General features: G+C 41.6%; 22 protein-coding genes. 10 read left to right on the plus strand and 12 right to left on the minus strand.

The window, feature by feature from the left end; genetic code table 11:
• Positions 1 to 120: 120 nt before the first annotated feature.
• Positions 121 to 597 carry a transcription elongation factor GreA gene (gene greA / locus ACO5E4_RS02215; RefSeq protein ID WP_109127911.1) on the plus strand — a complete coding sequence of 159 codons (477 nt, stop codon included), beginning with the start codon at positions 121 to 123 and terminating at the stop codon, positions 595 to 597.
• Between the two features lie 67 nt (positions 598 to 664).
• On the opposite strand, the gene yhbY is transcribed toward greA, so the two are convergent.
• Positions 665 to 967 carry a ribosome assembly RNA-binding protein YhbY gene (yhbY, locus tag ACO5E4_RS02220; protein ID WP_485861927.1) on the minus strand — a complete coding sequence of 101 codons (303 nt, stop codon included), beginning with the start codon at positions 965 to 967 and terminating at the stop codon, positions 665 to 667.
• 100 nt (positions 968 to 1067) lie between these two features.
• Complete coding sequence (locus tag ACO5E4_RS02225; protein WP_485861928.1) at positions 1068 to 1682, minus strand: riboflavin synthase subunit alpha; 615 nt, start codon at positions 1680 to 1682, stop codon at positions 1068 to 1070.
• A gap of 24 nt (positions 1683 to 1706) precedes the next feature.
• Here ACO5E4_RS02225 and ACO5E4_RS02230 point away from each other — a divergent pair, with 24 nt between their 5' ends.
• The 3 genes from ACO5E4_RS02230 to ACO5E4_RS02240 all read left to right on the plus strand — a co-directional run bounded on the left by ACO5E4_RS02230 (position 1707) and on the right by ACO5E4_RS02240 (position 7292).
• The gene (locus ACO5E4_RS02230; protein ID WP_485861929.1) at positions 1707 to 3104 is read left to right on the plus strand and encodes an MATE family efflux transporter; all 1398 of its coding nucleotides are present in this window, start codon (positions 1707 to 1709) and stop codon (positions 3102 to 3104) included.
• 155 nt (positions 3105 to 3259) lie between these two features.
• Positions 3260 to 5491: a TonB-dependent siderophore receptor gene (locus tag ACO5E4_RS02235; RefSeq protein ID WP_485861930.1), complete on the plus strand. Its 2232-nt coding sequence runs from the start codon at positions 3260 to 3262 to the stop codon at positions 5489 to 5491.
• Between the two features lie 55 nt (positions 5492 to 5546).
• Complete coding sequence (locus ACO5E4_RS02240) at positions 5547 to 7292, plus strand: ABC transporter ATP-binding protein/permease (protein WP_485861931.1); 1746 nt, start codon at positions 5547 to 5549, stop codon at positions 7290 to 7292.
• Between the two features lie 124 nt (positions 7293 to 7416).
• Here the strand turns inward: ACO5E4_RS02240 and ybaK are convergent, their stop codons facing one another.
• On the minus strand, positions 7417 to 7896 hold the full coding sequence (gene ybaK / locus ACO5E4_RS02245) for a Cys-tRNA(Pro) deacylase (RefSeq protein ID WP_442539023.1): 480 nt from the start codon (positions 7894 to 7896) through the stop codon (positions 7417 to 7419).
• A gap of 60 nt (positions 7897 to 7956) precedes the next feature.
• On the opposite strand from ybaK, the gene ACO5E4_RS02250 reads away from it, so the two are divergent.
• On the plus strand, positions 7957 to 8928 hold the full coding sequence (locus tag ACO5E4_RS02250) for an oxidoreductase (protein ID WP_485861932.1): 972 nt from the start codon (positions 7957 to 7959) through the stop codon (positions 8926 to 8928).
• Between the two features lie 58 nt (positions 8929 to 8986).
• Complete coding sequence (locus ACO5E4_RS02255) at positions 8987 to 9616, plus strand: DUF1919 domain-containing protein (RefSeq protein ID WP_485861933.1); 630 nt, start codon at positions 8987 to 8989, stop codon at positions 9614 to 9616.
• Between the two features lie 73 nt (positions 9617 to 9689).
• Here the strand turns inward: ACO5E4_RS02255 and ACO5E4_RS02260 are convergent, their stop codons facing one another.
• From ACO5E4_RS02260 to msrB, 3 genes are read right to left on the minus strand one after another with little or no spacing between them, the layout of a single operon-like run.
• Positions 9690 to 10172 (minus strand): redoxin family protein, encoded by a 483-nt coding sequence (locus tag ACO5E4_RS02260; RefSeq protein WP_485861934.1) that lies wholly within the window; start codon positions 10170 to 10172, stop codon positions 9690 to 9692.
• A gap of 15 nt (positions 10173 to 10187) precedes the next feature.
• Positions 10188 to 10829: a cytochrome c biogenesis protein CcdA gene (locus ACO5E4_RS02265; RefSeq protein ID WP_448758280.1), complete on the minus strand. Its 642-nt coding sequence runs from the start codon at positions 10827 to 10829 to the stop codon at positions 10188 to 10190.
• A 3-nt stretch (positions 10830 to 10832) separates the two neighbouring features.
• Positions 10833 to 11903 carry a peptide-methionine (R)-S-oxide reductase MsrB gene (gene msrB / locus ACO5E4_RS02270; RefSeq protein ID WP_485861935.1) on the minus strand — a complete coding sequence of 357 codons (1071 nt, stop codon included), beginning with the start codon at positions 11901 to 11903 and terminating at the stop codon, positions 10833 to 10835.
• A gap of 211 nt (positions 11904 to 12114) precedes the next feature.
• Here msrB and can point away from each other — a divergent pair, with 211 nt between their 5' ends.
• The gene (gene can / locus ACO5E4_RS02275) at positions 12115 to 12807 is read left to right on the plus strand and encodes a carbonate dehydratase (RefSeq protein ID WP_032997846.1); all 693 of its coding nucleotides are present in this window, start codon (positions 12115 to 12117) and stop codon (positions 12805 to 12807) included.
• A gap of 94 nt (positions 12808 to 12901) precedes the next feature.
• On the opposite strand, the gene dolP is transcribed toward can, so the two are convergent.
• From dolP to ACO5E4_RS02295, 4 genes are all read right to left on the minus strand, one after another.
• A complete protein-coding gene (dolP, locus tag ACO5E4_RS02280) occupies positions 12902 to 13489 on the minus strand; it encodes a division/outer membrane stress-associated lipid-binding lipoprotein (protein ID WP_314953508.1) in 588 nt (195 codons plus the stop codon).
• Positions 13490 to 13554: 65 nt separating this feature from the next.
• Positions 13555 to 14139: a D-sedoheptulose-7-phosphate isomerase gene (locus tag ACO5E4_RS02285; protein ID WP_485861936.1), complete on the minus strand. Its 585-nt coding sequence runs from the start codon at positions 14137 to 14139 to the stop codon at positions 13555 to 13557.
• A 5-nt stretch (positions 14140 to 14144) separates the two neighbouring features.
• Positions 14145 to 14504 (minus strand): YraN family protein, encoded by a 360-nt coding sequence (locus ACO5E4_RS02290; protein ID WP_006717984.1) that lies wholly within the window; start codon positions 14502 to 14504, stop codon positions 14145 to 14147.
• Between the two features lie 9 nt (positions 14505 to 14513).
• Positions 14514 to 16232, minus strand: coding sequence for a penicillin-binding protein activator (locus ACO5E4_RS02295; RefSeq protein ID WP_485861937.1), 1719 nt, complete (start codon positions 16230 to 16232; stop codon positions 14514 to 14516).
• Positions 16233 to 16308: 76 nt separating this feature from the next.
• Between ACO5E4_RS02295 and rsmI the strand changes: the two genes are divergently transcribed.
• Entirely contained in the window at positions 16309 to 17157 is an 849-nt protein-coding gene (rsmI, locus tag ACO5E4_RS02300; protein ID WP_485861938.1) for a 16S rRNA (cytidine(1402)-2'-O)-methyltransferase, read from the plus strand.
• A 130-nt stretch (positions 17158 to 17287) separates the two neighbouring features.
• On the opposite strand, the gene glpK is transcribed toward rsmI, so the two are convergent.
• Together glpK and ACO5E4_RS02310 are read right to left on the minus strand one after the other, a co-directional pair.
• Positions 17288 to 18787, minus strand: a complete 1500-nt coding sequence (glpK, locus tag ACO5E4_RS02305) for a glycerol kinase GlpK (protein WP_485861939.1) — start codon at positions 18785 to 18787, stop codon at positions 17288 to 17290.
• 34 nt (positions 18788 to 18821) lie between these two features.
• Complete coding sequence (locus ACO5E4_RS02310; protein ID WP_485861940.1) at positions 18822 to 19616, minus strand: MIP/aquaporin family protein; 795 nt, start codon at positions 19614 to 19616, stop codon at positions 18822 to 18824.
• Positions 19617 to 19935: 319 nt separating this feature from the next.
• Here ACO5E4_RS02310 and ACO5E4_RS02315 point away from each other — a divergent pair, with 319 nt between their 5' ends.
• Positions 19936 to 21525 (plus strand): glycerol-3-phosphate dehydrogenase/oxidase, encoded by a 1590-nt coding sequence (locus ACO5E4_RS02315; RefSeq protein ID WP_485861941.1) that lies wholly within the window; start codon positions 19936 to 19938, stop codon positions 21523 to 21525.
• 257 nt (positions 21526 to 21782) lie between these two features.
• Positions 21783 to 23120, plus strand: coding sequence for an NAD(P)/FAD-dependent oxidoreductase (locus ACO5E4_RS02320; protein ID WP_485861942.1), 1338 nt, complete (start codon positions 21783 to 21785; stop codon positions 23118 to 23120).
• Positions 23121 to 23127: the final 7 nt, after the last annotated feature.

Here is a 23127-nt window from a genome sequence, read left to right on the forward strand (position 1 = left end):
ATAATAGTACGCGAATACGCGGGAGTAAATGCTTTTCTCCCTCTATAACGGATTAATTTATGCTGTGGAATCCCTGGGATTCCACGGTTTTTCTTTTGTTTAAATTTAGGGAAAAGAAGAATGCAACAAATTCCAATGACCGTTCGTGGCGCGCAATTATTGCGCGAAGAACTGGATTATTTGAAGAATGAACGTCGCCCGGAAATTATCAAAGCCATTGCAGAAGCACGTGAACATGGCGACTTAAAAGAGAATGCGGAATATCATGCAGCGCGTGAACAACAAGGTTTCTGTGAAGGGCGTATCCAAGAAATCGAAGGTAAACTTGGTAACAGCCAAGTCATTGATGTCACCAAAATTCCTAATAACGGTAAAGTGATCTTTGGTGCAACCGTGGTGTTGTTTAATACTAATACAGATGAAGAAGTGACTTATCGTATTGTGGGCGATGATGAAGCTGACATTAAAAACGGGTTGATTTCTGTGAATTCGCCGATTGCACGCGGTTTGGTGGGTAAAGAAGTGGACGATGTCGTCAATATTGCTACGCCGGGCGGTGCGGTTGAATTTGAAATTATTGAAGTAGAGTATGTGTAATTTTCTTCTTTATCAATAACAAAAAAGGCAGTTAAATAACTGCCTTTTTTCATGTTTGCGTTTTGTCCTATTTGCGCGGAAGCTGAATTTTATTGTCTTCACTTGGGCGATACAACACTAATACATGACCGATAGTTTGTACTTCCGCAGCACCGGTTTCACGCACGATAGCATTAATAATCAATTGTTTGGTTTCGCGATCAGAACCGTTGATTTTCACTTTAATCAATTCGTGATGATTGAGCGACAAATCAATTTCCGCCAACACGCCTTCCGTTAAACCATTGCCACCGAGCATGACGACCGGGCTTAAATGGTGGGCGAGGCTTTTTAAATATTGTTTTTGTTTGGTTGATAATGTAATTGACATAATAATCTCGTTGAAAAATTTGATGGCTGATTCTAAAGCAAAACGGGCGTTTTAGCCAATAAATTCTGATGAAAAAACGCCACTAAAAACCACCGCACTTTTAGGCTTCTTTCTGCGCCAAATAACGTTCCACCGTATCCACAATAGCTTGCGTTTGCGGATCGATTTCAATATTGACTTTGTTACCGATGTCTTTCTTGTCGATCAATGTACGATGAATTGTTTCCGGAATGAGATTCACGCAGAAGCTTTGTTCACGGACTTCACCGATGGTTAAACTAATGCCATCCACGGCAATAAAGCCTTTGGTTAACACATATTTCATCATGGTTTTATTCGGCAGTTGGAACCAAATTTGCAGGTTGTTTTCGGACGGAATGCGTTCAATGATGTCTGCGGTGCAATACACATGGCCGGATAAAATATGTCCACCGATTTCTGTACCCATTTGCATGGCGCGCTCGATATTCACAAAATCGCCGATCTTTAACTCGCCCAAATTAGTGATTTTCAAGGTTTCTTGCATTAAGTCGAAACTCACCAAATTGCCTTTGATTTCCGTGACAGTTAAACACACGCCGTTGTGCGCAACAGACGCACCGATTTGTAATCCTTTCAGCATTTCTTGTGGCATTTCCACCACGTGTGTTCTAAAATTAGTCCCTTCTGTAATAGCCTTAATTTGTGCCGTACCTTGCACAATGCCTGTAAACATAATGACCTCGACATCTATTTATTTATGAATGTAAACTTCGTCAAAGAATATCATATTGAAGCCAAAAAATTAATTGCTATCGCCATACCGATTTTACTTGCACAAATTGCGCAAAATTCCATGGGCATGGTGGATACTATCATGGCAGGACGCGTGAGTGCAGCGGACATGGCCGCCATTTCCGTGGGTGCCTCCATTTGGTTGCCGTTGGTGTTATTCGGGCACGGTTTGCTACTTGCCTTGCCGCCGACCATTTCCTATTTGAATGGCTCCGGTCAGCGTAAACGGATTGCTCATCAGGTACGTCAAGGCATCTGGATTGTGTTCTTTAGCTGCATTCCGCTCGGTTTATTGATTTATCACAGTGATGTTGTCTTACAAAACATGGAGATGGAACCTCGTTTGGCGGAGATCACAAGTGGCTATTTACACGCCATGGTTTGGGGCTTGCCTGGCTATTTGTTGATGGTGAATTTTCGTTGTTTAAATGACGGCATTGCCAAAACCAAGCCTGCCATGGTGATTACGTTCCTCGGTTTAATGCTCAATATTCCGCTGAACTATATGTTTATTTACGGCAAGTTCGGTGTGCCGGCATTCGGTGCCGTAGGCTGTGGTATTGCCACGGCAATCGTGAACTGGATGATGTGCTTTTTCATGGTGGTTTATTGTATTCGCGCGAAGAATCAGCGGGATCTCAAGGTATTTGAGCATATTTTGGAACGCCCAAATCCGACAACCTTACTGAAATTGTTAAAACTGGGTTTTCCCATTGCAGTGGCGCTGTGCTGTGAAGTGGCGCTATTCGCATTAACGTCTTTGCTTCTATCGCCGCTTGGCGCGCATGTGGTGGCAAGCCATCAAATTGCATTAAACACCAGTTCGTTTATCTTTATGTTGCCGATGTCGATTGGCATGGCAACCACGATCCTCGTAGGGCAACGGTTAGGCGAAAAATCACCGCATGGGGCAAAATTGGTGGCCTATTCCGCCTTGGCTGTGGGATTATCGGTTGCGATCGTGACTGCCTTTTTAACGGTGATTTTGCGCGAGCATATCGCAGCTATTTTTGTGAAAGACATTGATGTGATTGCCATGGCAGGCACATTATTATTAATTGCCGCCTTATACCAATTTTCTGACACGGTGCAAGTGATTATTGGAGGCGTGTTGCGTGGGTATAAAGACACGAAGGCCATTTTGTACATCACGCTATTTTGCTACTGGGTGGTCGGCATGCCACTGGGTTACACTTTGGCGCGCACTGATGTGATCATTACCGGTGGCATTGCAGCAAAAGGGTTTTGGATTGCCTTTATCGTGAGTTTAACCTTAGCCGCCATTTTATTAATTTATCGTCTTCGAAAAATTCAGCGTTTGCCGGACGAAGTATTGTTAGCACGCTTAGAAAAATTGAAATAAGACACTGCCTGTTACTGTTGTAACAGGCTTTTTTATCTAAAGTGCGGTGGTTTTTTAACATGTTTTAATGATTTTTCAAAAGAGAATAATTCTCTTTTTCAGCTAAAACTTTTCAGCTATAATGCCGCCGTTTTTTAACTCGAAAAGGTAATGTTATGAAATTTAAATTAAGCGTGATTTCCACCGCACTTTTAACGGCGGTATCCATGTCAGCTTATGCGGAAAATAAAACAGAAAATCTTGAACAAATTAATGTGGAAGATACCGGCATTAAGCAAAACGGTTATCAAACCACCGGGACGTCTGTGGTCTCAAAAGCTGAAGTGCCTGTATTGGATACACCGAACACGGTGAATATTCTTTCCACCCAATTATTAAAAGATCGCAAACCTGAATCCTTAATTGATGCGCTTTACAATGTGAGTGGCGTTAGTCAAGCCAATACCCTAGGCGGCATGTTTGATTCCATTCAAAAACGCGGTTTTGGCGGCAATCGTGATAACTCAATTATGCGTAACGGCTTGCAGGCCGGCCCAGCCAAAAACTTTAGTGCTACCACGGAAACCGTTGAAGTTTTAAAAGGCCCAGCCTCTGTGCTTTATGGTATTCAAGATCCAGGCGGTGTCGTTAATATTGTGACGAAAAAACCACATCAAACACCGAAATATGTGGTTGGTGGCACATTGGGAAATCATAGTTTGTGGGGAACACAAGTGGATTTTACCGGCGGCTTAGGTAACGGCTTTGCTTATCGTTTTATTTATGACAAACAAGAAAAAAATTATTGGCGTAATTTCGGCAAAGTTAAAAACACCACTTACGCGCCTTCTCTTTCTTGGGAAAATGACGCTACCAAAGTCTTAGTGGCGTATGAACATAAAGATATTCTTGAGCCATTTGATCGTGGGACGAATTTATTAACGGCGACAAATTCTCTGCCGAATATTCCGGTCTCCCGCCGTTTAGATGAGCCGAATAATGAAACCACGGCAAAAACCGATAACATTGATTTTAAAGTTGAGCATAAACTTAACGATAACTGGAAGTTAAACGCCGGTTATAACTATGCCCGTTATGAATATTTCTATCATCAAGCGCGTATTTCAAATATCAATGTTGCAGACACAGCGATTCCTGCGGTTAAAAATAAAAAAGGTGTGATTACCTCTCCGGAATTAAAAGCACGTCATGTGCGCCGTGCCATTGAGCAACAACAAGGCGATCAACGCGTGCATAGCGGAACCTTAAATATTGTCGGTGAATTCGGTATCGGTAATATTGCCAACCGTTTTGTGGTCGGTGTGGACGCGATGCGTAATATTCGTGAGATTGGTCCGATTTATAACCAAGGCATCATGGATTCTGACCTTAGCATTGATCATCCAAACTATACCAATCCGGTGGCACAGAAGAAAAACGGCAACGGCAATGCCTATCAATATAACCATCTAAAAACCCTTGGCGTTTATGTTCAGGATACAGCCTATTTAACGGATAGCGTTATTGTTACCGGCGGTTTGCGTTATGAATATTTTGACCAATTTGCCGGTCGCCATTGCTTAAATGCGGCGAATTGTGATCTGTCAAAAGGACAAAGCTTAACGAAGACCGGTAATACGGATCAGCACGCTGGTAAGTTACTTTATCAGTTAGGGGCAGTGTATAAATTTACACCTGATCTTGCCACTTTTGCTAATTACTCGGAATCTTTCCGTCCGCAAATGAGCGTTGTCACCCCCGTGAACGGGGATTTGAAACCGGAACAAGGTAAATCCATTGAAATGGGGGTGAAGTATGAAAATGCCGATTTTAACGCCATGGTGTCTTTATTTAATATTAATAAACGCAATGTGGCAGAAACGGTAGGCAGCGGCGCCAATGCGGAGTTAAACATTGTTGGTAAACAACGCTCTCGTGGTGTTGAATTTGATTTAAATGGCCAACTTACCGAACGCTTGAGTGCCGCCGCGAACTATACTTACACGAAAGTGAAATCCCTAGAAAATGCAAGATACCCAGAGGCAGTGAATCAACAGCTTTCCGGCGTACCGAAACATCAAGCTTCTTTATTCTTGGCTTACAATGTGGGGGAATTTGATTTCGGTAATATCCGTGTTGGCAGTGGTGCACGCTATTTAGGTTCTTGGTATGCTTATACCAATAACTACGCGAAATCGTATAAAATTCCACATGCCGTGGTGTATGACGCCTTCATTGCCTACGATACCAAAATCTCCGGTAAGAAAGTGTCATTCCAACTTAACGGTAAAAACTTAACGGATAAAACCTACTTCCCATCTACTTCAGGCAATGCAACAAACACGCTGATTCCTGTGGCGTTGGGTTATGGACGTGAGTTTATCTTTAATACCAAAGTGGAATTCTAATTAAATACATTCATCCCTAAAGGGCGTTTAACGCCCTTTCTTTTTGGATATTCAAATGGATTGGCAAACAGAAGTTAATAATAGTTTATCTTGGATTTTGACCGCACTTTTGGGCGTGTCGGCGGTGTTGGCAGTATTGGCATTGGCGCTTAAACGAACAGACTTCGGGCAACGCTTTTGGCTGATTACACAGCCCTGTGTGCACACCTCTTCGGCATACAAAATCATCGGTTTGCTTTTATTATTGCTGACGTTGATTTTGCTGGAAGTACGCATCAGCGTGCTGAATTCTTTTTTCTATAATGGGCTTTATACCTCATTACAAGAACAAAAGCCTGATGCGTTCTGGTTCTTTGCCAGTTTGAATGCGTTGTTGGTGATGTTCAAAATCGTGCATTCTATTATTAATTATTTTGTACGCCAGCTGTTTGAAATTCGTTGGTTAGAAAAACTGAATAATGAAATGGTGATGCGTTGGTTGCGCCATAAAACGTATTATCGTCTGAAATACGAAAAAGAATTGCCGGATAACATCGATCAACGTATCGAACAAGATGCCCGCGAATTTATTAGTGGCACGGTTACTATGTTGCAAGGCTTGATTAATTCCGTAATGTCCACTATTGAATTTACGATTATTCTGTGGGGGTTGTCAGGAATATTGATGTTGCTTGGCGTTTCCATTCCGAAAGGCGTGGTGTTCTTTATTTATATTTTTATTATCGTTGCCACCGCCCTTTCTGTTTGGATTGGGCATCCGTTGATTAAATTGAATTTTGATAAAGAACGATTAAATGGAGATTACCGCTATTCTCTGATTCGCGTCCGTGATAACGCAGAAAGTATTGCGTTTTACGGTGGTGAAGCAAAAGAGCGGTCAAATTTACAAGCGAAATTTCACGCTATTATTCACAATCGCTGGGTGATTGTGCGCCGCATGTTGGGATTGGATGGATTTAATACCGGCGTGACGCAAATTGCCATGATTCTGCCACTCATGTTGCAAGCGCCACGTTTCTTTGCCGGGCTGGTGAAATTAGGCGATATGCACCAAACGGTGCAAGCCTTCAATCGTCTTATGCGTGCGTTGTCTTTTTTTCGTTTGTTCTATGAAGAATTCACCTTGTATCAAGCGCGCCTCAACCGTTTATATGGTTTCTTTACGAAATTAGATGAATTGGAGGGGACTGAAATTCATCAACCGGTGGAGTGTGCTAATAAGGTATCGTTACATCATTTCGGCATTAAAGATGGAAACGGAAAAGTCTTATTGAAGGATCTGAACGTGGATTTGCAAAATGGCGATGCCTTGCTTATTCAAGGCCCGTCAGGTGCAGGAAAAACCTCGTTACTCAAAGCTATTGCGGGGATTTATCCGTTTGATACGGAAGGTCGGGTAGAGCGTCCGTGTAGCAACAGTCTGTTTTTGCCACAACGCCCGTATATGCCGCAAGGCACGTTACGCGAAGCGATTTGTTACCCGAATATTGAGCCCAAACGTGGCGAATTGGAGTTGGCAATGGAGCAGTGCCGTTTGAGCAAATACATTCCGTCTTTAAATGAGGTGAATGATTGGCAAGCAGTTCTTTCACCGGGAGAATTGCAACGAGTGGCGTTTATCCGCATTATTTTGATGAAACCGGATGTGATTTTTTTAGACGAAACCACATCGGCACTGGACGAACCGACGGAAGCATTGCTGTATAAAATTATCCGCAGCCGTTTCCCAAACATGATTATTCTCAGTGTCGGGCATCGTTGTACGTTGCAACAATTTCATAACAAGCAGTTAGTGCTGTAAAAGTACGGTGATATTTTAGGACAATTTTTTGGGGGAAACATTAAAAAATATTTCCCCTCATTTTTGAGCGAGGGGAGAGGCTTGGGGTTAAATAATAAAAACGTGCTGAAAATCGACCGCACTTTTATCCTTCATCCACAATGTCCACAAATTGCGCATTTAAGATCTTTGCTAGATCTTGCGGAGCGAGCTCCACGCTTAGGCCGCGTTTGCCGCCGGAAACATAAATGTGATCAAAGTTTAAGGCGGAATGTTCAATGACCGTGCTTACCCGTTTCTTTTGACCTAATGGACTGATGCCACCTACCAGATAGCCTGTACTTTTTTGGGCGGCGTCTTTGTCTGCCATCTCTACTTTTTTTACACCGAGGGCTTTCGCGGCTTTTTTCAAACTTAACATGTGGCTGGTCGGTAAGACGAAACAGGCGAGCTTTTTCTGATCACCGTTTTCTGCCACTAATAAGGTTTTGAAAGATTGGTCGGGATTGATGCCTAATTTTTCAGCGGCTTCATCGCCAAAATGCGTATTGTCAGGATCGTGATCGTAGTGATGTAACGTGAAAGGCACCTTGTGTTTTTTCAGTAAGTCAATCGCCGGTGTCATTGTATTTCCTCATGATAATTCAGTAAAATGTAGCCCGTTTATTTTACTGCGGAGAAAAAAATGAGTACAAGTTTAAATGTCGCCCTTGTCGCGGAATTTGATTTATGCGAGAAGTTGGCAGAGGCGTTAGAGCAGAGTTGTTTAGATATTGAGAAATTGTCCGTCGTTGAACTTTTCCCTTTCAGTGAAGAACAAGGCGTTCGGTTTAATAATAAAAGTGTTGAACAACTTCCGTTAGACGAAACGGAATGGTCAGATTTCAATTATGTTTTCTTTGCCGGCGATGTAACGCATGCCGCGCATATGGCTAAAGCGGCGCAAGCGGGTTGTGTCGTGATTGATTTGAAAGGTGTGTGTGCCTCGTTAAATGATGTGCCGTTGATTGTGCCAAATATTAATGATGAACAGTTAGTTGTATTACAACGTAACATTGTTTCGTTACCAGATCCGCAAGTCACTCAATTTGTTTTCTCTGTGTCACAATTTGCCCGCGAAAATACGCTTTCTCAGGTGTTGGTCACCTCCTTATTACCGGCATCTTATATCGATAGTGATACCGTGAATAAACTGGCTGGGCAAACGGCGCAGTTGTTAAACGGTATCCCGTTAGACGAAGAACAACAACGCTTGGCGTTTGATGTGTTCCCGTCTCCGAAATCAACGGCAAGTCTTACTGCGCAAGTAGAGAAAATTTTTCCTCAATTATCGAATGTGATTTTCCATCAAGTGCAAGTACCGGTATTTTATGGCATGGCGCAAATGGTGACGTTGCGTTCAGAGTATGAATTTGATGCGCAAGCACAGCTTCAAGCATGGCAAGCTAATAAGCTTGTGGATTATCGTGAGGCCTCTGCATTGACACCGGTCACAAGTGGCGAAACGGAAGCCGGTGAAGAATCTAAATTACATATTGGCGGCTTAACTGCACTCGAAAACGGCATACAATTTTGGTTGGTTGCCGATGAGCAACGCTTTGATATTGCGTTGCTTGGTGTGAAATTGGCGGAATTGGTGTATCAAAAAGGATATTAGTTTAAGTTAAAAGTGCGGTAGAAATTTACCGCACTTTTTTATTGTTAGAGAATTCATCATGTTTTTATTTTCAAAAATCAGAAGTGCAATCAATAAATATCACAGACGATCTATTAATCGCGAATTAAGAGAACGATTACAAAATCACGGGATGTCTGTGCTGTCGAGTAATTGTGTTGGTGCGTTCATTTTGCACGATTTAAACGAGCCGTTTAATTCGCCTTTTGTGAATTTATTTATTAAACCGCGGGATTTTATTTGTTACTTGCAAAATATGTCCCATTATCATCAGCAAACCTTAGTATTTAAGCCGAGTGATAAAGCGTATCCCATTGGTTGGTTGGACGACATTCCCATTCATTTTATGCATTACCGCAGCGAGCAGGAAGCTCAAGAAAAATGGGAAAACCGTTTAAAACGTGTCAATTTGGATAATTTATTTATCATGATGACGGATAAAGACAGCCCTCAAGGTATGATTGAAGAAGAGCTTGAAGCCTTTGATCGCTTACCCTTTAAAAATAAAGTGGTGTTTACCCATAAACCTTATCCGCACTTGAAATCGGCGTTTTATATTCGTGGTTTTGAGCAAGATGATCAGGTGGGCGATTTATTCGCATTCTCTGGTTGGAACGGCAAAAAATATTACGATCAATTTGATTACGTAGCCTGGTTTAACCAAGCTTAAATGAAATTTACGATAACAAGAGAATAAAAAAGTGCGGTGGATTTTCACCGCACTTTTTTCATGGTGAGTGAATTTAATTTTCCATTAATTGTTTAATTTGCGCCGTGCCTAAATGCCCCGGTAAAGTTTTTTGAAGGGTGAAATTGGCATCCAATATTAAACTGGACGGATAACCGCGTACTTTTCCGCGTTTAATGACTTCGCCGCTTTCATCAAGCAATACAATGATGTTTTTGTAATCCAACCCTTTGTACCACTCAATGAAATCTTGGGTTTCCTTTTCGCCTTTGGCTCCCGGAGAAACGATGGTGATCACATCAAAGTTTTTATTTTGATCGGCACTAAGTTCGTTAATTTCTGCTAAACCGGCAAGACAAATCGGGCACCAAGACGCCCAAGTTTTGACGTAAACCGGTTTGCCTTTGGTGGTCACTTGATCGAGCGTGACCACGTTATTATTTAAGTCTTTAAATTGAACGTCTTTCAATGTGTTTTCTCCTTCAGCAACGCTATTTAAGCTGAATGCGAGTAAGAATAATGCAATAATTTTTTTCATCGTTAATATTTCCTTTTATTGTAAGTTATTGGTGATGAGTAAAACGCCCATGACGATAATTAATACTCCACCGACAATTTTGAATTTACCCAAGTGTTTATTCAGTGCTTTGCTGCGTTTGAGCAGTTCTTGGGAAAATAAAGAGAACAGCACAAACGGGGTAGCCAAACCGAGTACATAAACCAACATCATTCCTGCGCCATATAATGCAGATCCTTCGTCACCGGAAAGTGCCAACACGGAAGCCAAAATCGGGCCGATACAAGGTGTCCAACCAAGACTAAATGTCAGCCCTAAGAAGAAGGCTTCAAAGGAGGCACTTTTGCCTTCGGTTTTTACTTCTACCACTTTGGTTCTTTCTAAGAAATTCAACTTGATAATACCTAATTGGTGAATCCCTAAAATAATGACGATAATGCCGGCAATGATTCTGACGTTGTCATTAAAGAACAAATTGCCGAGAAAACCGAAGCTAAATCCAAGGCTCACAAAGGTTAAGGACAAGCCTGCAATGAACAAAAAGGTGTTCAGAATCTTTCTACCGCCTTTTGCCAAAATACCAAAATAAATGGGAATAATGGGGAAGATACAAGGCGACAAAAAGGAGGCAAGCCCGGCAAGGAAAACCGTGCCGATTAATAATTGCTGATCAAACATTTTTTACTCCTTCACCGCATTAATCAGGTAGCCATAGTTTTCCTTTGCCATGTCTTCTAATGGAATGAATTTGATGGAGGCGCTGTTAATGCAATAGCGCAAACCGCCTTTATCTTTCGGACCATCGTCAAACACATGACCTAAATGGGCTTTTCCGCTACGGCTGATAACTTCCGTTCTGAGCATATTAAAGCTGTGATCGTCTTGATAGGTCACCACCTCTTTGGCAATCGGTTTGGTGAAACTCGGCCAACCGCAACCGGACTCAAATTTATCTTTCGAGGAAAACAACGGTTCGCCGGTGGTGACATCCACATAAATACCCGGTTTGAAGTTATCCCAATATTCATTGCTGAAAGAATGTTCGGTATTTTTGTTTTGCGTCACGCTATATTGCAATGGGGTTAATTTTGCTTTGAGTTCCGCATCGCTTGGTTTTGGGTAGTCTTTTTCGTCAATAATGACATTATTGGCTTGTTCCAAATCGATGTGGCAATAGCCATTCGGATTTTTCTTTAAATAATCCTGATGGTAGTCTTCCGCTAACACGTAATTGCGTAACGGTTCCACTTCAATTTGAATTTTATTTTTGTATTTTTCTTGCAGAGTGGCAATTTCTTTCTCAATCAGTGGCTTATCTGCGGCATCTTGATAATAAATGCCTGTGCGATATTGTCTGCCACGGTCGTTGCCTTGTTTGTTTACACTGGTCGGATCAATCACTTGAAAATAATATTTCAGTAACTTATCTAGCGAAATTTTATTGCGATCATAGGTCACTTTTACCGTTTCTGCGTGATCCGTAATCCCGATCATTTGATAACTGGTTTTGTCACCTTTACCGTTAGCATAGCCGGACACGGCATCTTCCACGCCATAAATACGTTCCATGTAAGCCTCAATGCCCCAGAAACAGCCACCGGCTAAATAAATCTCGTGAAGATCTTTTGTTGCTTCAGGCATATTGCTTTTCTCCATGGTTGGTTGAACGTGATTTTCTGCCATAACACTTGTCGGGATTGCCGCACAGGATAAAAGTGCGGTCAATATCAGGACTAATTTTGATTTTTTCATAAGGTCTCCTTAGTAACTTGAAAAGAGTGTAATGCCGATTCCTTTGTATTTATTAGACGAAGTGGCTAGAGGTTTCTTACACATTTTTCATAAATTTTGGGCACAATTAAATCATGAATAGAAGAAGAGGGGATAATAAAAAGAAATTTTATCGAAAAAATAATTGGGCTATACTGAGCACCTTTTGATTTTTGAGGAAAGAGGATTAGCAATGAAAAAAATAGAAACCTTGTTTGCCAACAATTATGCGTGGGCAACGCAAATGAAAGAGGAAAACTCTACTTACTTTCAAGAATTGGCCGAGCATCAACAGCCGCATTATTTATGGATTGGTTGCTCAGATAGTCGTGTGCCGGCAGAGAAATTGACGAACTTGGAGCCGGGAGAATTATTTGTTCATCGTAACGTGGCTAACCAAGTGATTCATACGGACTTTAACTGCCTCTCTGTGGTGCAATATGCTGTGGATGTGCTGAATATTGAACACATCATTATTTGTGGCCATACAAATTGTGGCGGTATTCATGCTGCAATGAATGATAAAGATTTGGGTTTAATTAATAACTGGTTATTGCATATCCGAGATATTTGGTTCAAACATGGTCATTTGCTTGGCAATCTTTCACCGGAACGCCGTGCCGATATGTTGACTAAATTAAATGTGGCGGAGCAGGTATATAATTTGGGACGCACATCCATTGTGAAAAATGCGTGGAAAAACGGCAAGAAATTGTCTTTGCATGGTTGGGTTTATGACGTGAATGATGGTTTCTTGGTCGATCAAGGCGTAATTGCCACCAGTCGTGAAACTCTCGAAATTTCTTATCGCAATGCGATTGCTCGTTTATTGAAATTAAACGAAGAAGAAATGTTGAAAAAAGATCATGAGCGAGAGGCGGAATAATATAAAAAGGGTTGAACGTAGATGTTTAACCCTTTTAGTTTGAGTCATGTTTGGTTGAAAAAGTGTGGTCATTTTTGACCGCACTTTTCAGGCATTAATTCAAGTAATTAAAGACTTTCACTACTTTAGTCACGCCGGAGACATTGCGGGCAACTTCTGCCGCAGCATTGCCTTGGTCATGAGTGACGTTACCCAATAAGAAGACTTCATTATTTTCGGTGATAACTTTCACGTCACTAGTTTTGACTTTGGAATCTACGAGCATTTTGGATTTGATTTGACTCGTAATCCAAGCATCTTTACTGATTTGAGAAAAGTTTACTTTGGGGCCAACGCGTACTTCGTTATAAACATCATTTACATTTTGTACACCTTTAGCTAAGGATGTCGCGATTTCTCTTAAATTATCATTAGGTACTTGGCCGGTTAATAAAATTCGGCCGCTATATGAGGTGATACTAATGCGCGCTTCAGATTTAATTTGTTGATCTTTATAGATGGCTGATTTTACTCTTTCTTCTAAGGTTTCATCATCAATTTGGGTGCCCACTGTTCTTGGATCCGTTGCGACCTTAGTGGCACCGGCGACGGCTGCACCACCAATAGCTGCGGCAACACATCCTTGTAATAACATGGCGCCGGCAAAAATGAATGCCAGTTTTTTTAGTGAAGTTGGTAACATAGTCATCTCCTTTTTATGTTTGATTATTGGCGTTAGTGTGACTTGAACGCTTACTTTCTGTCAAGTTACGAATGTGAGAACAGTTTGAAATCAATCAGTTCGCAAATGCTGTTAATAATGAATAAATGATTTTCCAAAATTCGACTTTCTTTTGAACTTGGTACGGAAATGTGTAAATCCTTTTCCGTTAAAATCCCTTGAATATGATCGTTACTGTTTCCCGTTAAGACAATCACATTAATCTCTTTGTTCACGGCATGCGTGATAATGTTGAGAATATTGCTCTCATTGCCTAATGGTGAAAAGACCACCAAAATATCACCTTGCTGTGCAATGGCATTGAATTGGTGTTGATAAAGCTTTTCTAAGGTATTGTCGGAAACGAAAGTAGAACCGACCGCATTATCTAAACTTAATAGGACGGAGGGAAAGCTTGGGCGTTTTAACTCATAGCGATTGAGTAAATTTGCTACCAAGCATTGTGCGTTAATGTAAGAACGTCCTTCTCCGCAAGCAATAACTTTATTTCCGCGTAAGAGACTGTTGATTAATAGCTGTGTGGCCTCAGAAATTTGTGGGCTAAGCAAGCTTTTTGAGTAAATATGCGTTTTGATATTTTCTTCATATAACGCATTGAGTTTATTTAACATAGTCATCAATCAAGAAAGTTAGGAATCCATTGAATGTCATGCTCGGAATGACCAAAAGCAACCAAATCGAAACGACAATCCGTATCTTCTAAGCTTTGCTTTCGTTGTGCTAACCAAAGCGTTGCCGCATCCATCCAACGTTGCTGTTTTTTCCAATCAACACTTTCTACGGCGGAACCGAAATGATCGTTTTTACGTTGGCGTACTTCTACAAATACGATAGTGTCTTGATCTAACATGACGAGATCTAATTCACCGCATTTGAAATTCTGATTGGCTGCAAGAAAAGTTAAGCCTTGAGATTCTAAAAAGAGGCGAGCTTTGTGTTCAAATCTCGCCCCTTGTTGCCGTTTTAGAGAGAACATACGTTCAACTTAGTTTAATACCTGGATGCCACCATTTTGGTATTGGAACCAAGTCATATCGCGTTCGATATTGCAGTTTGGACCGGCGCTTAATTTACCGGTTAAACCGTCAATTTGATAGCCGGGTACTTGGCGTAATTCATTGAAATGATTGATGAGCAACCAAGCATCTGCGCCCATGGCATATAAACGCATGAGAGAGTAATCGCCATTCGTATTGTTGGCAATTTTTTGATATTGGGCGGAGTCCGTATCTTTAAAGAACGGAATATCGCTGAATTGTAATCCGTTCATCAATAAACGATATTCAGGGCTGTTATTGGATGAGTTGCTACGTGAGCTGGCATACAATTTGATGTTGCTACCGCTGTTATCAATAACCGTTTTTAAATCAGCCAACTCATCGCTTTTGGCCACAACATATAATCCTTGTAGATTTTGACCTTGTAATGCAACGCCGATATCTGCAGATTGATTGTAGTATTTGATATTTGCATCCGTACCGGCCAATTGTTGCCAACGTATGTTAAATGCCGTTGCGGTGCGTTGTCCTAAATCATTTTGTGGTACGGCAACCATCGGTTCACGAATACCGTCTGCCCACATTTTATTGGCGGCAGATTCCGCTTCATCTTCCGGCGATAAACCGTAATAGCACACTTGACCAATGGCACGGGCATTTTGTGTTGCATTTAAGGTTAACACGCTTAGATCTTGAAGTGCGGAAGGGTTGTTGAGAAGAGTATCAACGTTTTGTTTCAATAACGGACCGATAATCGCACGGGTACCGGCTTGTTTTGCTTGCGCAATAATGTCATTCACCGGTGTTGCTACGGTGTCATAAAATTGTACTTGAACGGAGGTGTCGCCGCCTCTTGCTGCATCAAAACCTGATTTAATCGTATTGCCTAGAATTTGACCATTACCGCTTAAAGGTAAAAGTAAGGCTACTTTGGTCAAAGAAGTTTGTTGGAAGTTAAACAAACCTTGCAATTCTGTCGGGAATAAATAAGCCGCAGAGTGGTTTGAATAAGATGTTTTCCAATTTTGTAGTGCTTGGCTTAATTGTGTCGGTTGATTGATATTGTCGTTATATGCACGGGTTAATGCCAACCAGCCGGCTAAAGCAAGATTGCCTTCATCTTGTGTGTTATTGATGATGCCACGATTTGCACTGCGTAATAACGCCCAAGTGCGGTCGTTATTTTCTTGTTTTCTTTGTACATCGCTAAGCACTTGATCCATTTGAATACGGGCTTTTACTGCTTCAATAATGTCTGCTTTATTTTCAGCAATGCGTGCTTTTACAGCATAATAGCGACCGGTTTGAGATGGACTTAATTGTGCTAAATTCACGCTTTTTAATACATTTGCTGCACTGACATTATCGTTTTTTACTGCCGCGATATGTGCCTCAATAAGGGATTTATCGACAAGTTGATCCGGGGTGAGATCTTTTAATTCATTTAATAAAGCTTGTGCTTGAGGAATTTTATTTTCAGTTATCAAGACACGAGCGGCCAACAATTTATAGGTTTGTTGTTCTTCCACTTTTTGTGTTTGTTCGATTTTGTTCATATAAAAATCGGAACTGGCATTCGCATCCTCTTTTAGCATGTTGGCGGTATTGCCACCAAAAAAACTTGTGGTACAACCGGCGAGCAACAGCGTAAAGAAAAAAGGCATGAATCCTTTTTTAAAATTAATGCGTTGTAATAGAATAGGCATAATTACTCCATTTGTTGAAACAATTGGAGCGATCTTACTTATGTCACTAACTAAAAGCAAATAAAAGAAACACGAAATGAGCAATTCAAAAGGAATTTTATACATCGTCGCCACGCCGATTGGTAATTTGCAGGACATCACTCAACGGGCATTAGAAACCTTTGAAAAAGTAGATTTAATTGCTGCGGAAGATACTCGCCACAGTGGGCTATTATTAAGCCGTTATGGCATTAAAAAGCCGTTTTTTGCTTTGCACGATCATAATGAACAACAAAAAGCGGGCGCATTAGTAGAAAAGTTATCACAAGGCACGAATATTGCGTTAATTTCAGATGCGGGCACGCCACTGATCAGCGATCCCGGATTTCATTTAGTGCGTCAATGCCGCCAAGCGGGAATTCAAGTTGTGCCCTTGCCGGGTGCCTGTGCGGCAATTACCGCGTTATGTGCTTCGGGTGTTGCTTCCGATCGTTTTTGCTTTGAGGGATTTTTACCGGCAAAAAATAAAGCACGTTTGGATAAACTAAAAAACGTGGAGAATGAGGGCCGCACTTTGATCTTCTATGAATCGACCCATCGCATTTTAGACAGCCTTGCAGATATGCAAACCGTGTTTGGCGACGAACGTTATGTGGTGTTGGCGCGTGAAATTACCAAAACATGGGAGACGATCCATGGCGACAAGTTAACCGATTTAATCGCTTGGTTAGTGCAAGATCCGAATCGTACCAAAGGAGAAATGGTGTTGATTGTTGAGGGAAAAACACAAGAAGAAATCAATAATGAAATTTCTCCGCAAGCGGTAAAAGCCCTTGAATTGATTAGTCAAGAATTACCATTGAAGAAGGCGGCGGCTATTGTAGCGGAGCTTTATGGCTATAAGAAAAATCAGTTGTATCAGTTCGGCTTGGAATTTTTAAGCTAAAAGTGCGGTTGGTTTTTTAAGTATTTTTTATCTTGAAAATCGCGAAATACTGTTTCCATTTTCTTCCATATAAAAAGGCGAGAGGAAAATCTCTCGCCCATATATAAAAGATGTAGGAAGGTTAAATTTTTTATTCCTCCTCCCACGCCAATGCACGCTGAACCGCTTTCTTCCAACCTTGATAAAGTGCGGTGCGTTTTTCCGGCGTTTCTTTCGGCTCAAATGTCCGTTCGACAATAGCTTTGCCACGCAATTCTTCCAAGTCTTTCCAGAACCCTACAGCAAGCCCTGCCAAATAGGCAGCACCGAGTGCGGTAACTTCGCGGATTTTCGGACGTTCTACTTTCACATCTAAAATATCCGCTTGGAATTGCATTAAGAAATTATTGGCAACCGCGCCACCGTCCACGCGTAAAGCCGCTAATTTTTCACCACTGTCCGATTGCATCGCATCTAATACTTCACGGGTTTGGTAGGCGATGGCTTCTAGAGTAGCGCGGACGATATGGTTACGATTGGCGCCACGGGATAAGCCGACAATCGCACCGCGTGCATATGGATCCCAATATGGTGCGCCTAAACCGGTAAAGGCTGGAACGACATACACGCCATTGGTATCTTTCACTTTAGTGGCGAAATATTCGGAATCGGCGCTGTCGTGAATTAAACGCAATTCGTCACGTAACCATTGGATTGATGCGCCACCCATAAAAATAGAACCTTCTAAGGCGTAGCAAGGCTTACCTTTGGCATTGCACGCAATGGTGGTGAGCAATCCGTTTTTAGATTCGACCGCTCTTTCTCCGGTATTCATGAGCATGAAGCAACCGGTACCGTAAGTGTTTTTCGCCATACCGGGTTCCACACATAAATGACCGTAAAGCGCGGCTTGTTGGTCACCGGCAATACCCGCTACCGGAATCCGCACACCGCCTTTACCCCCGATGTTGGTTTGTCCATACACTTCAGAGGAATTGCATACTTTCGGCAACATGGCTTTTGGAATATCCAGCAACTCAAGCATTTTGTCATCCCATTGCTTGGTGTGGATATTAAATAGCATGGTGCGGGATGCGTTGGTGTAATCGGTGACGTGGGCGCGACCTTGGGTGAGTTTCCAAACCAACCACGTATCCACGGTGCCGAATAATAATTCACCTTTTTCAGCCCGTTCTCTGGCGCCTTCTACATGATCCAAAATCCATTTAATTTTTGTACCGGAAAAATAAGGGTCAACCACGAGACCGGTGGTTTTACGAATGTAACTTTCGTGCCCGTCAGCTTTTAATTGGGTACAAATATCGGCAGTACGACGACATTGCCAAACAATTGCGTTATAAATCGGTTTACCTGTTTCTTTTTCCCAAACAATCGTGGTTTCACGCTGGTTAGTAATCCCGATAGCGGCAATTTTATCGGAAGTAATACCCGCTTTAGCAACGACTTCGTTTAATGTGGAACTTTGGCTTGCCCAGATTTCCATCGGATTATGTTCAACCCAGCCTGCTTGCGGATAAATTTGGGTAAATTCACGCTGTGCCACTTCGACGATATTGGCGTTTTTATCTAATAAAACCGCACGGGAGCTTGTAGTGCCTTGGTCGAGAGCAATAATGTATTCTTGAGTCATGAGTTTCTCCTTATATAGAAATAAAGCGGGTAAACTAGGATTCGCCGCAGTTACACGGTAAATGTTTACCGATAAAACGTTGGTATCCCCAAGCGCCAAGCAAACCACCGACAATTGGTGCAATTAAAGGGACGAGGAAATAAGGAATGGCTAAACCACCGGTGAGCGCAATGTCGCCCCAGCCGGCAAAATAGGCAAATGATTTCGGGCCAAAGTCACGTGCAGGGTTCATGGCAAAGCCGGTTAATGGACCGGTTGCACCACCGATGACGGCAATGAGTAAGCCAATCAATAGGGGAGCCATCGGGCCTTTGGGTACGCCGTTGCCATCATCGGTTAAGGCTAAGATTAAGCCCATTAAAATGGCGGTAATCACTGTTTCCACTAAAAATGCTTTGTAAAATGTGATGTGTGGATGCGGATAGGTTGAGAATACATTGGCAACACCAACGGTTTCTCCGCGAACGATATTTTGTGCGGCTTCCGTTGCGGCAAAAAGATCTTGATAAAGCAAATAAATCAACGCGGCGGCAACAAATGCACCAGCCATTTGTGCGATGATGTAAGGAATAACTTTTTTGCCGTCAAAGCAAGCAAATTTCCATAAAGCAATGGTTACTGCCGGATTTAAGTGGGCTCCCGACACGCCGGCAGTACAGTATACCGCCATAGCGACCCCGATCCCCCAAACTATAGATATTTCCCAAAGCCCGAATGCCGCACCCGCTAGTTTTGCTGCTGCGACACAACCGCAACCAAAGAAAATCAGAAGTCCTGTACCTAAAAACTCCGCAATACAAGCGCCTTTCAGTGTGTGATTTGTAGCCATAAGCTCTCCTTAATGAGAAGGAATTGATAAGAAGCATTTCGTTTTAAAACAGAATGCGGCGTCAAATTAATGAATAAATTTTCGCCAAGCAAACAAAAATAGTTTAATTTGTGAGCAGGTTCACAGAATATTTAATCGTTTAAGCAAACGTTTGCGTAAATTTTAGAATGATTGAGTGTTAATCGTGATCATGATCACAAATTCAGAAATTTATATTTTCTTTTGTTACCTTTATTTTCGTTTGGCGTGTTAAAATGCGCACAAACGAACATTTCGTATTAAAAATAAACAATTCGATATCAATCTTCGAGGTGAAAAAATGCAAAGAAATACGCAGCTTGAAAAAGTAAAAAATACAGAACAATGGGATTTTATTGTTGTTGGTGGCGGTGCCAGTGGTTTAGGTATTGCTTTAGATGCAGCATCACGTGGCTACAAAACATTGTTATTGGAAGGCTATGACTTTGCAAAAGGTACATCAAGCCGTAGTACTAAATTAGTACATGGTGGTGTGCGTTATTTAGCTGCAGGTGATGTCGCTTTAGTAAAAGAGGCTTTACGTGAACGTGGTCGTTTAGCAAAAAATGCTTCCCACTTATTTAAAAACCAAAATTTCATCATTCCTAACTACAATTTTATTGATAGCGTGAAGTACCGCATCGGTTTAGGTTTATACGATTATTTGTCCGGTAATTTAAGTTTAGGTAAAACCATTGCTATCAGTAAAAATACGACTATGCAACGTTTGCCAACCTTAAATGGGGCAGATTTGAAAAACGGCGTAGTGTATAAAGATGGTCAATTTGATGATTCCCGTTTAGCGGTGAATATTGCACAAACTGTTGTAGAACAAGGCGGTACCGTGTTGAATTATGCGAAAGTAACCGAATTGCTTAAAGATCAACAAGGCAAAGTCAACGGTGTTAAATTTACGGATGAATTAAGCGGTGAACAATATAGCGTACAAGGTACAGCGGTGATTAATGCTACTGGTGTGTTCATGAATGATATTTTATCTATGGATCACGGCACTGATAAAAAATTCGTCGTACCAAGCCAAGGGGTGCATTTGGTATTAGATAAATCCTTCTTGCCAAGTGATGACGCATTGATGATTCCAAAAACCTCTGATGGTCGTGTGTTGTTTGCAGTACCATGGCATGAAAAATTAGTGGTCGGTACCACAGATACATTGGTTAAAGAACCGTCTTATGAGCCGATTGCTTTAGAGCAAGAAATTCAATTTATCTTAGATACTGCCGGTCAATATTTAACGAAAAAACCAACACGTGATGATGTGTTAAGTATTTTCGCAGGGCTTCGTCCGTTAGCTGCGCCGGAAAAGGCCGGTCAAAGCACCAAAGAAGTTTCTCGTAGTCACAAAGTCGTGGTCAGCGATAGTGGTTTAGTGACCATTACCGGTGGTAAGTGGACAACATATCGTCAAATGTCCGAAGATACTGTAGATGAAGCATTAAGCATACATCCGCAATTAGCGAAAAAACCATGTGTTACAACGAATTTAGCGATTCACGGTAAAATTCCGGCAGAACAAGTGGATTTGAAAAATCACTTGTATATTTACGGTGCTGACATTCCGGCAATTAAAGCATTGGAAGCTGAACATCCGGAAATGGCGGAAAAAATTCATCCACGACATCCGAATACTGTTGCTGAAGTGGTTTGGGCGGTTCGTGAAGAAATGGCACAATCCGTTGAAGATGTTCTTGCTCGTCGTGTTCGTTTGTTGTTCCTTGATGCGCGTGCAGCCATTGACAGTGCAGCTAAAGTGGCAAGCGTCATGGCAAAAGAATTAGGTAAAGATGAACAATGGCAAAAAGAACAAGTAGAAACGTTCTTAAGCATTGCGAAACATTACTTGCTTGTGGATTATGCACCACAAGACTAATTTTCGTTTTCTCCTGAAGTTAAGATAAAAGGCAACATCATGTTGCCTTTTTCTTTTTAGTATTAAATAACTAAATATTGGCAGGAAAGTGCGGTAAAAAATAGCGTTATTTTTTACCGCACTTTTGTTTTCATTCGAGTAACAGAAATGAGGTATTTTCCGGCTTTTCTAAATTGCGTCTAAGAAAAATGGCAAAACTGGTGTTAAAATATTGTTAATTAATTTTTTACTTTTTATTTTTTAGTTTAGAGGTATTTATGAAAAACATCGTCATTGTTGGTGGTGGGGCTGGCGGGCTTGAGCTTGCCACCCATTTAGGCAATAAGCTTGGGCGTAAGAAACGTGCCAATGTCACCTTAATTGATCGTAACCAAACTCATTTATGGAAACCGTTGTTACATGAATTAGCGACCGGTGCATTAGATGATGGCGTAGAGGCATTAAGTTATCGTGCCCATGCCCACAATCATTATTTCAACTTTGAGCAAGGTTCCATGGTTGGCTTAAATCGCCAACATAAATATGTGGAACTAGCGCCGGTTTATGGCGACGACGGCGATATGATCGTGGTTTCCCGTCGCATTCCTTACGATTATTTAGTGATTGCCATTGGCAGTAAATCTAACGATTTCAACACAAAAGGTGTGGCGGAAAACTGTATCTTTTTAGATAGCTCAGCGCAGGCCATGCGTTTTCAACAAAAAATGTTAGAGCTTTTCCTGAAACTCCGTGAAAACCAAGTATTGGACGATATTGGTGAGACTGACAGTAAACAAGAATTAGTGCAAGATGGCCACATCAATATCGCGATTGTGGGCGCCGGGGCAACGGGCGTGGAACTTTCTGCTGAGCTTTATAACGCCGCAGAGCATTTGTCTTCTTATGGTTATGGGCAAATTGATAGCAGCCGTTTAAAAGTGACCTTAATCGAAGCCGGATCCCGTATTTTACCTGCATTGCCTGAACGTATTTCCAATGATGCCACGGAAGAGCTACGCAAATTGGGTGTGAATGTAAAAACCAATACGATGATTGTTGAAGCGAATAAAAAACAGTTGGTAACAAAAGATGGACAACATATTCCGGCGGATTTAATCGTATGGTCGGCAGGCATTCGCACTTCGGGTATTACGAAACGTTTTGACGGATTGGAAATCAATCGAATAAATCAATTAGTGGTGAAGAAAACCTTGCAAACAACAAATGACGACACGATTTTTGCCATGGGTGATTGTTGTTTCTTTATGCAAGAGGATGGCAAACCGGTGCCGCCGAAAGCCCAAGCCGCGCACCAAATGGCAAGCCGTTGTGCGAAAAATATCATTGCTTTATTTGATAATAAGCCATTGAAAGATTTTAAATATAACGACAAAGGTTCATTGGTGTCTTTATCTGAATTTACCGCATTTGGCGCGTTAGGGGGCAAGATTACCGGCGGTTCTTCCATGACAATTGAAGGTAAGATCGCACAATGGATGTATGTGTCCCTTTATCGCATGCATCAAGCGGCATTACACGGTTGCTTTAAAACCGGTTTAATTATTGTGGTAGGGCATTTGAACCGTTATTTAAGACCGTCATTAAAACTGCATTAAGAAAAAT

It is taken from the genome of Aggregatibacter sp., assembly GCF_057314075.1.

Bases quoted from the DNA above. Each gene is read 5' to 3' on its own strand.
- dolP (WP_314953508.1), bottom strand. From the start codon at position 13,489: ATGTTACCAACTTCACTAAAAAAACTGGCATTCATTTTTGCCGGCGCC.
- ACO5E4_RS02295 (WP_485861937.1), bottom strand. From the start codon at position 16,232: ATGCCTATTCTATTACAACGCATTAATTTTAAAAAAGGATTCATGCCT.
- ACO5E4_RS02320 (WP_485861942.1), top strand. From the start codon at position 21,783: ATGAAAAACATCGTCATTGTTGGTGGTGGGGCTGGCGGGCTTGAGCTT.
- ACO5E4_RS02235 (WP_485861930.1), top strand. From the start codon at position 3,260: ATGAAATTTAAATTAAGCGTGATTTCCACCGCACTTTTAACGGCGGTA.
- ACO5E4_RS02260 (WP_485861934.1), bottom strand. From the start codon at position 10,172: ATGAAAAAAATTATTGCATTATTCTTACTCGCATTCAGCTTAAATAGC.
- greA (WP_109127911.1), top strand. From the start codon at position 121: ATGCAACAAATTCCAATGACCGTTCGTGGCGCGCAATTATTGCGCGAA.
- glpK (WP_485861939.1), bottom strand. From the start codon at position 18,787: ATGACTCAAGAATACATTATTGCTCTCGACCAAGGCACTACAAGCTCC.
- yhbY (WP_485861927.1), bottom strand. From the start codon at position 967: ATGTCAATTACATTATCAACCAAACAAAAACAATATTTAAAAAGCCTC.
- ACO5E4_RS02230 (WP_485861929.1), top strand. From the start codon at position 1,707: ATGAATGTAAACTTCGTCAAAGAATATCATATTGAAGCCAAAAAATTA.
- ACO5E4_RS02240 (WP_485861931.1), top strand. From the start codon at position 5,547: ATGGATTGGCAAACAGAAGTTAATAATAGTTTATCTTGGATTTTGACC.
- ACO5E4_RS02315 (WP_485861941.1), top strand. From the start codon at position 19,936: ATGCAAAGAAATACGCAGCTTGAAAAAGTAAAAAATACAGAACAATGG.
- rsmI (WP_485861938.1), top strand. From the start codon at position 16,309: ATGAGCAATTCAAAAGGAATTTTATACATCGTCGCCACGCCGATTGGT.
- ACO5E4_RS02255 (WP_485861933.1), top strand. From the start codon at position 8,987: ATGTTTTTATTTTCAAAAATCAGAAGTGCAATCAATAAATATCACAGA.
- ACO5E4_RS02250 (WP_485861932.1), top strand. From the start codon at position 7,957: ATGAGTACAAGTTTAAATGTCGCCCTTGTCGCGGAATTTGATTTATGC.
- ACO5E4_RS02290 (WP_006717984.1), bottom strand. From the start codon at position 14,504: ATGTTCTCTCTAAAACGGCAACAAGGGGCGAGATTTGAACACAAAGCT.
- ACO5E4_RS02265 (WP_448758280.1), bottom strand. From the start codon at position 10,829: ATGTTTGATCAGCAATTATTAATCGGCACGGTTTTCCTTGCCGGGCTT.
- ACO5E4_RS02225 (WP_485861928.1), bottom strand. From the start codon at position 1,682: ATGTTTACAGGCATTGTGCAAGGTACGGCACAAATTAAGGCTATTACA.
- can (WP_032997846.1), top strand. From the start codon at position 12,115: ATGAAAAAAATAGAAACCTTGTTTGCCAACAATTATGCGTGGGCAACG.
- ACO5E4_RS02310 (WP_485861940.1), bottom strand. From the start codon at position 19,616: ATGGCTACAAATCACACACTGAAAGGCGCTTGTATTGCGGAGTTTTTA.
- ybaK (WP_442539023.1), bottom strand. From the start codon at position 7,896: ATGACACCGGCGATTGACTTACTGAAAAAACACAAGGTGCCTTTCACG.
- msrB (WP_485861935.1), bottom strand. From the start codon at position 11,903: ATGAAAAAATCAAAATTAGTCCTGATATTGACCGCACTTTTATCCTGT.
- ACO5E4_RS02285 (WP_485861936.1), bottom strand. From the start codon at position 14,139: ATGTTAAATAAACTCAATGCGTTATATGAAGAAAATATCAAAACGCAT.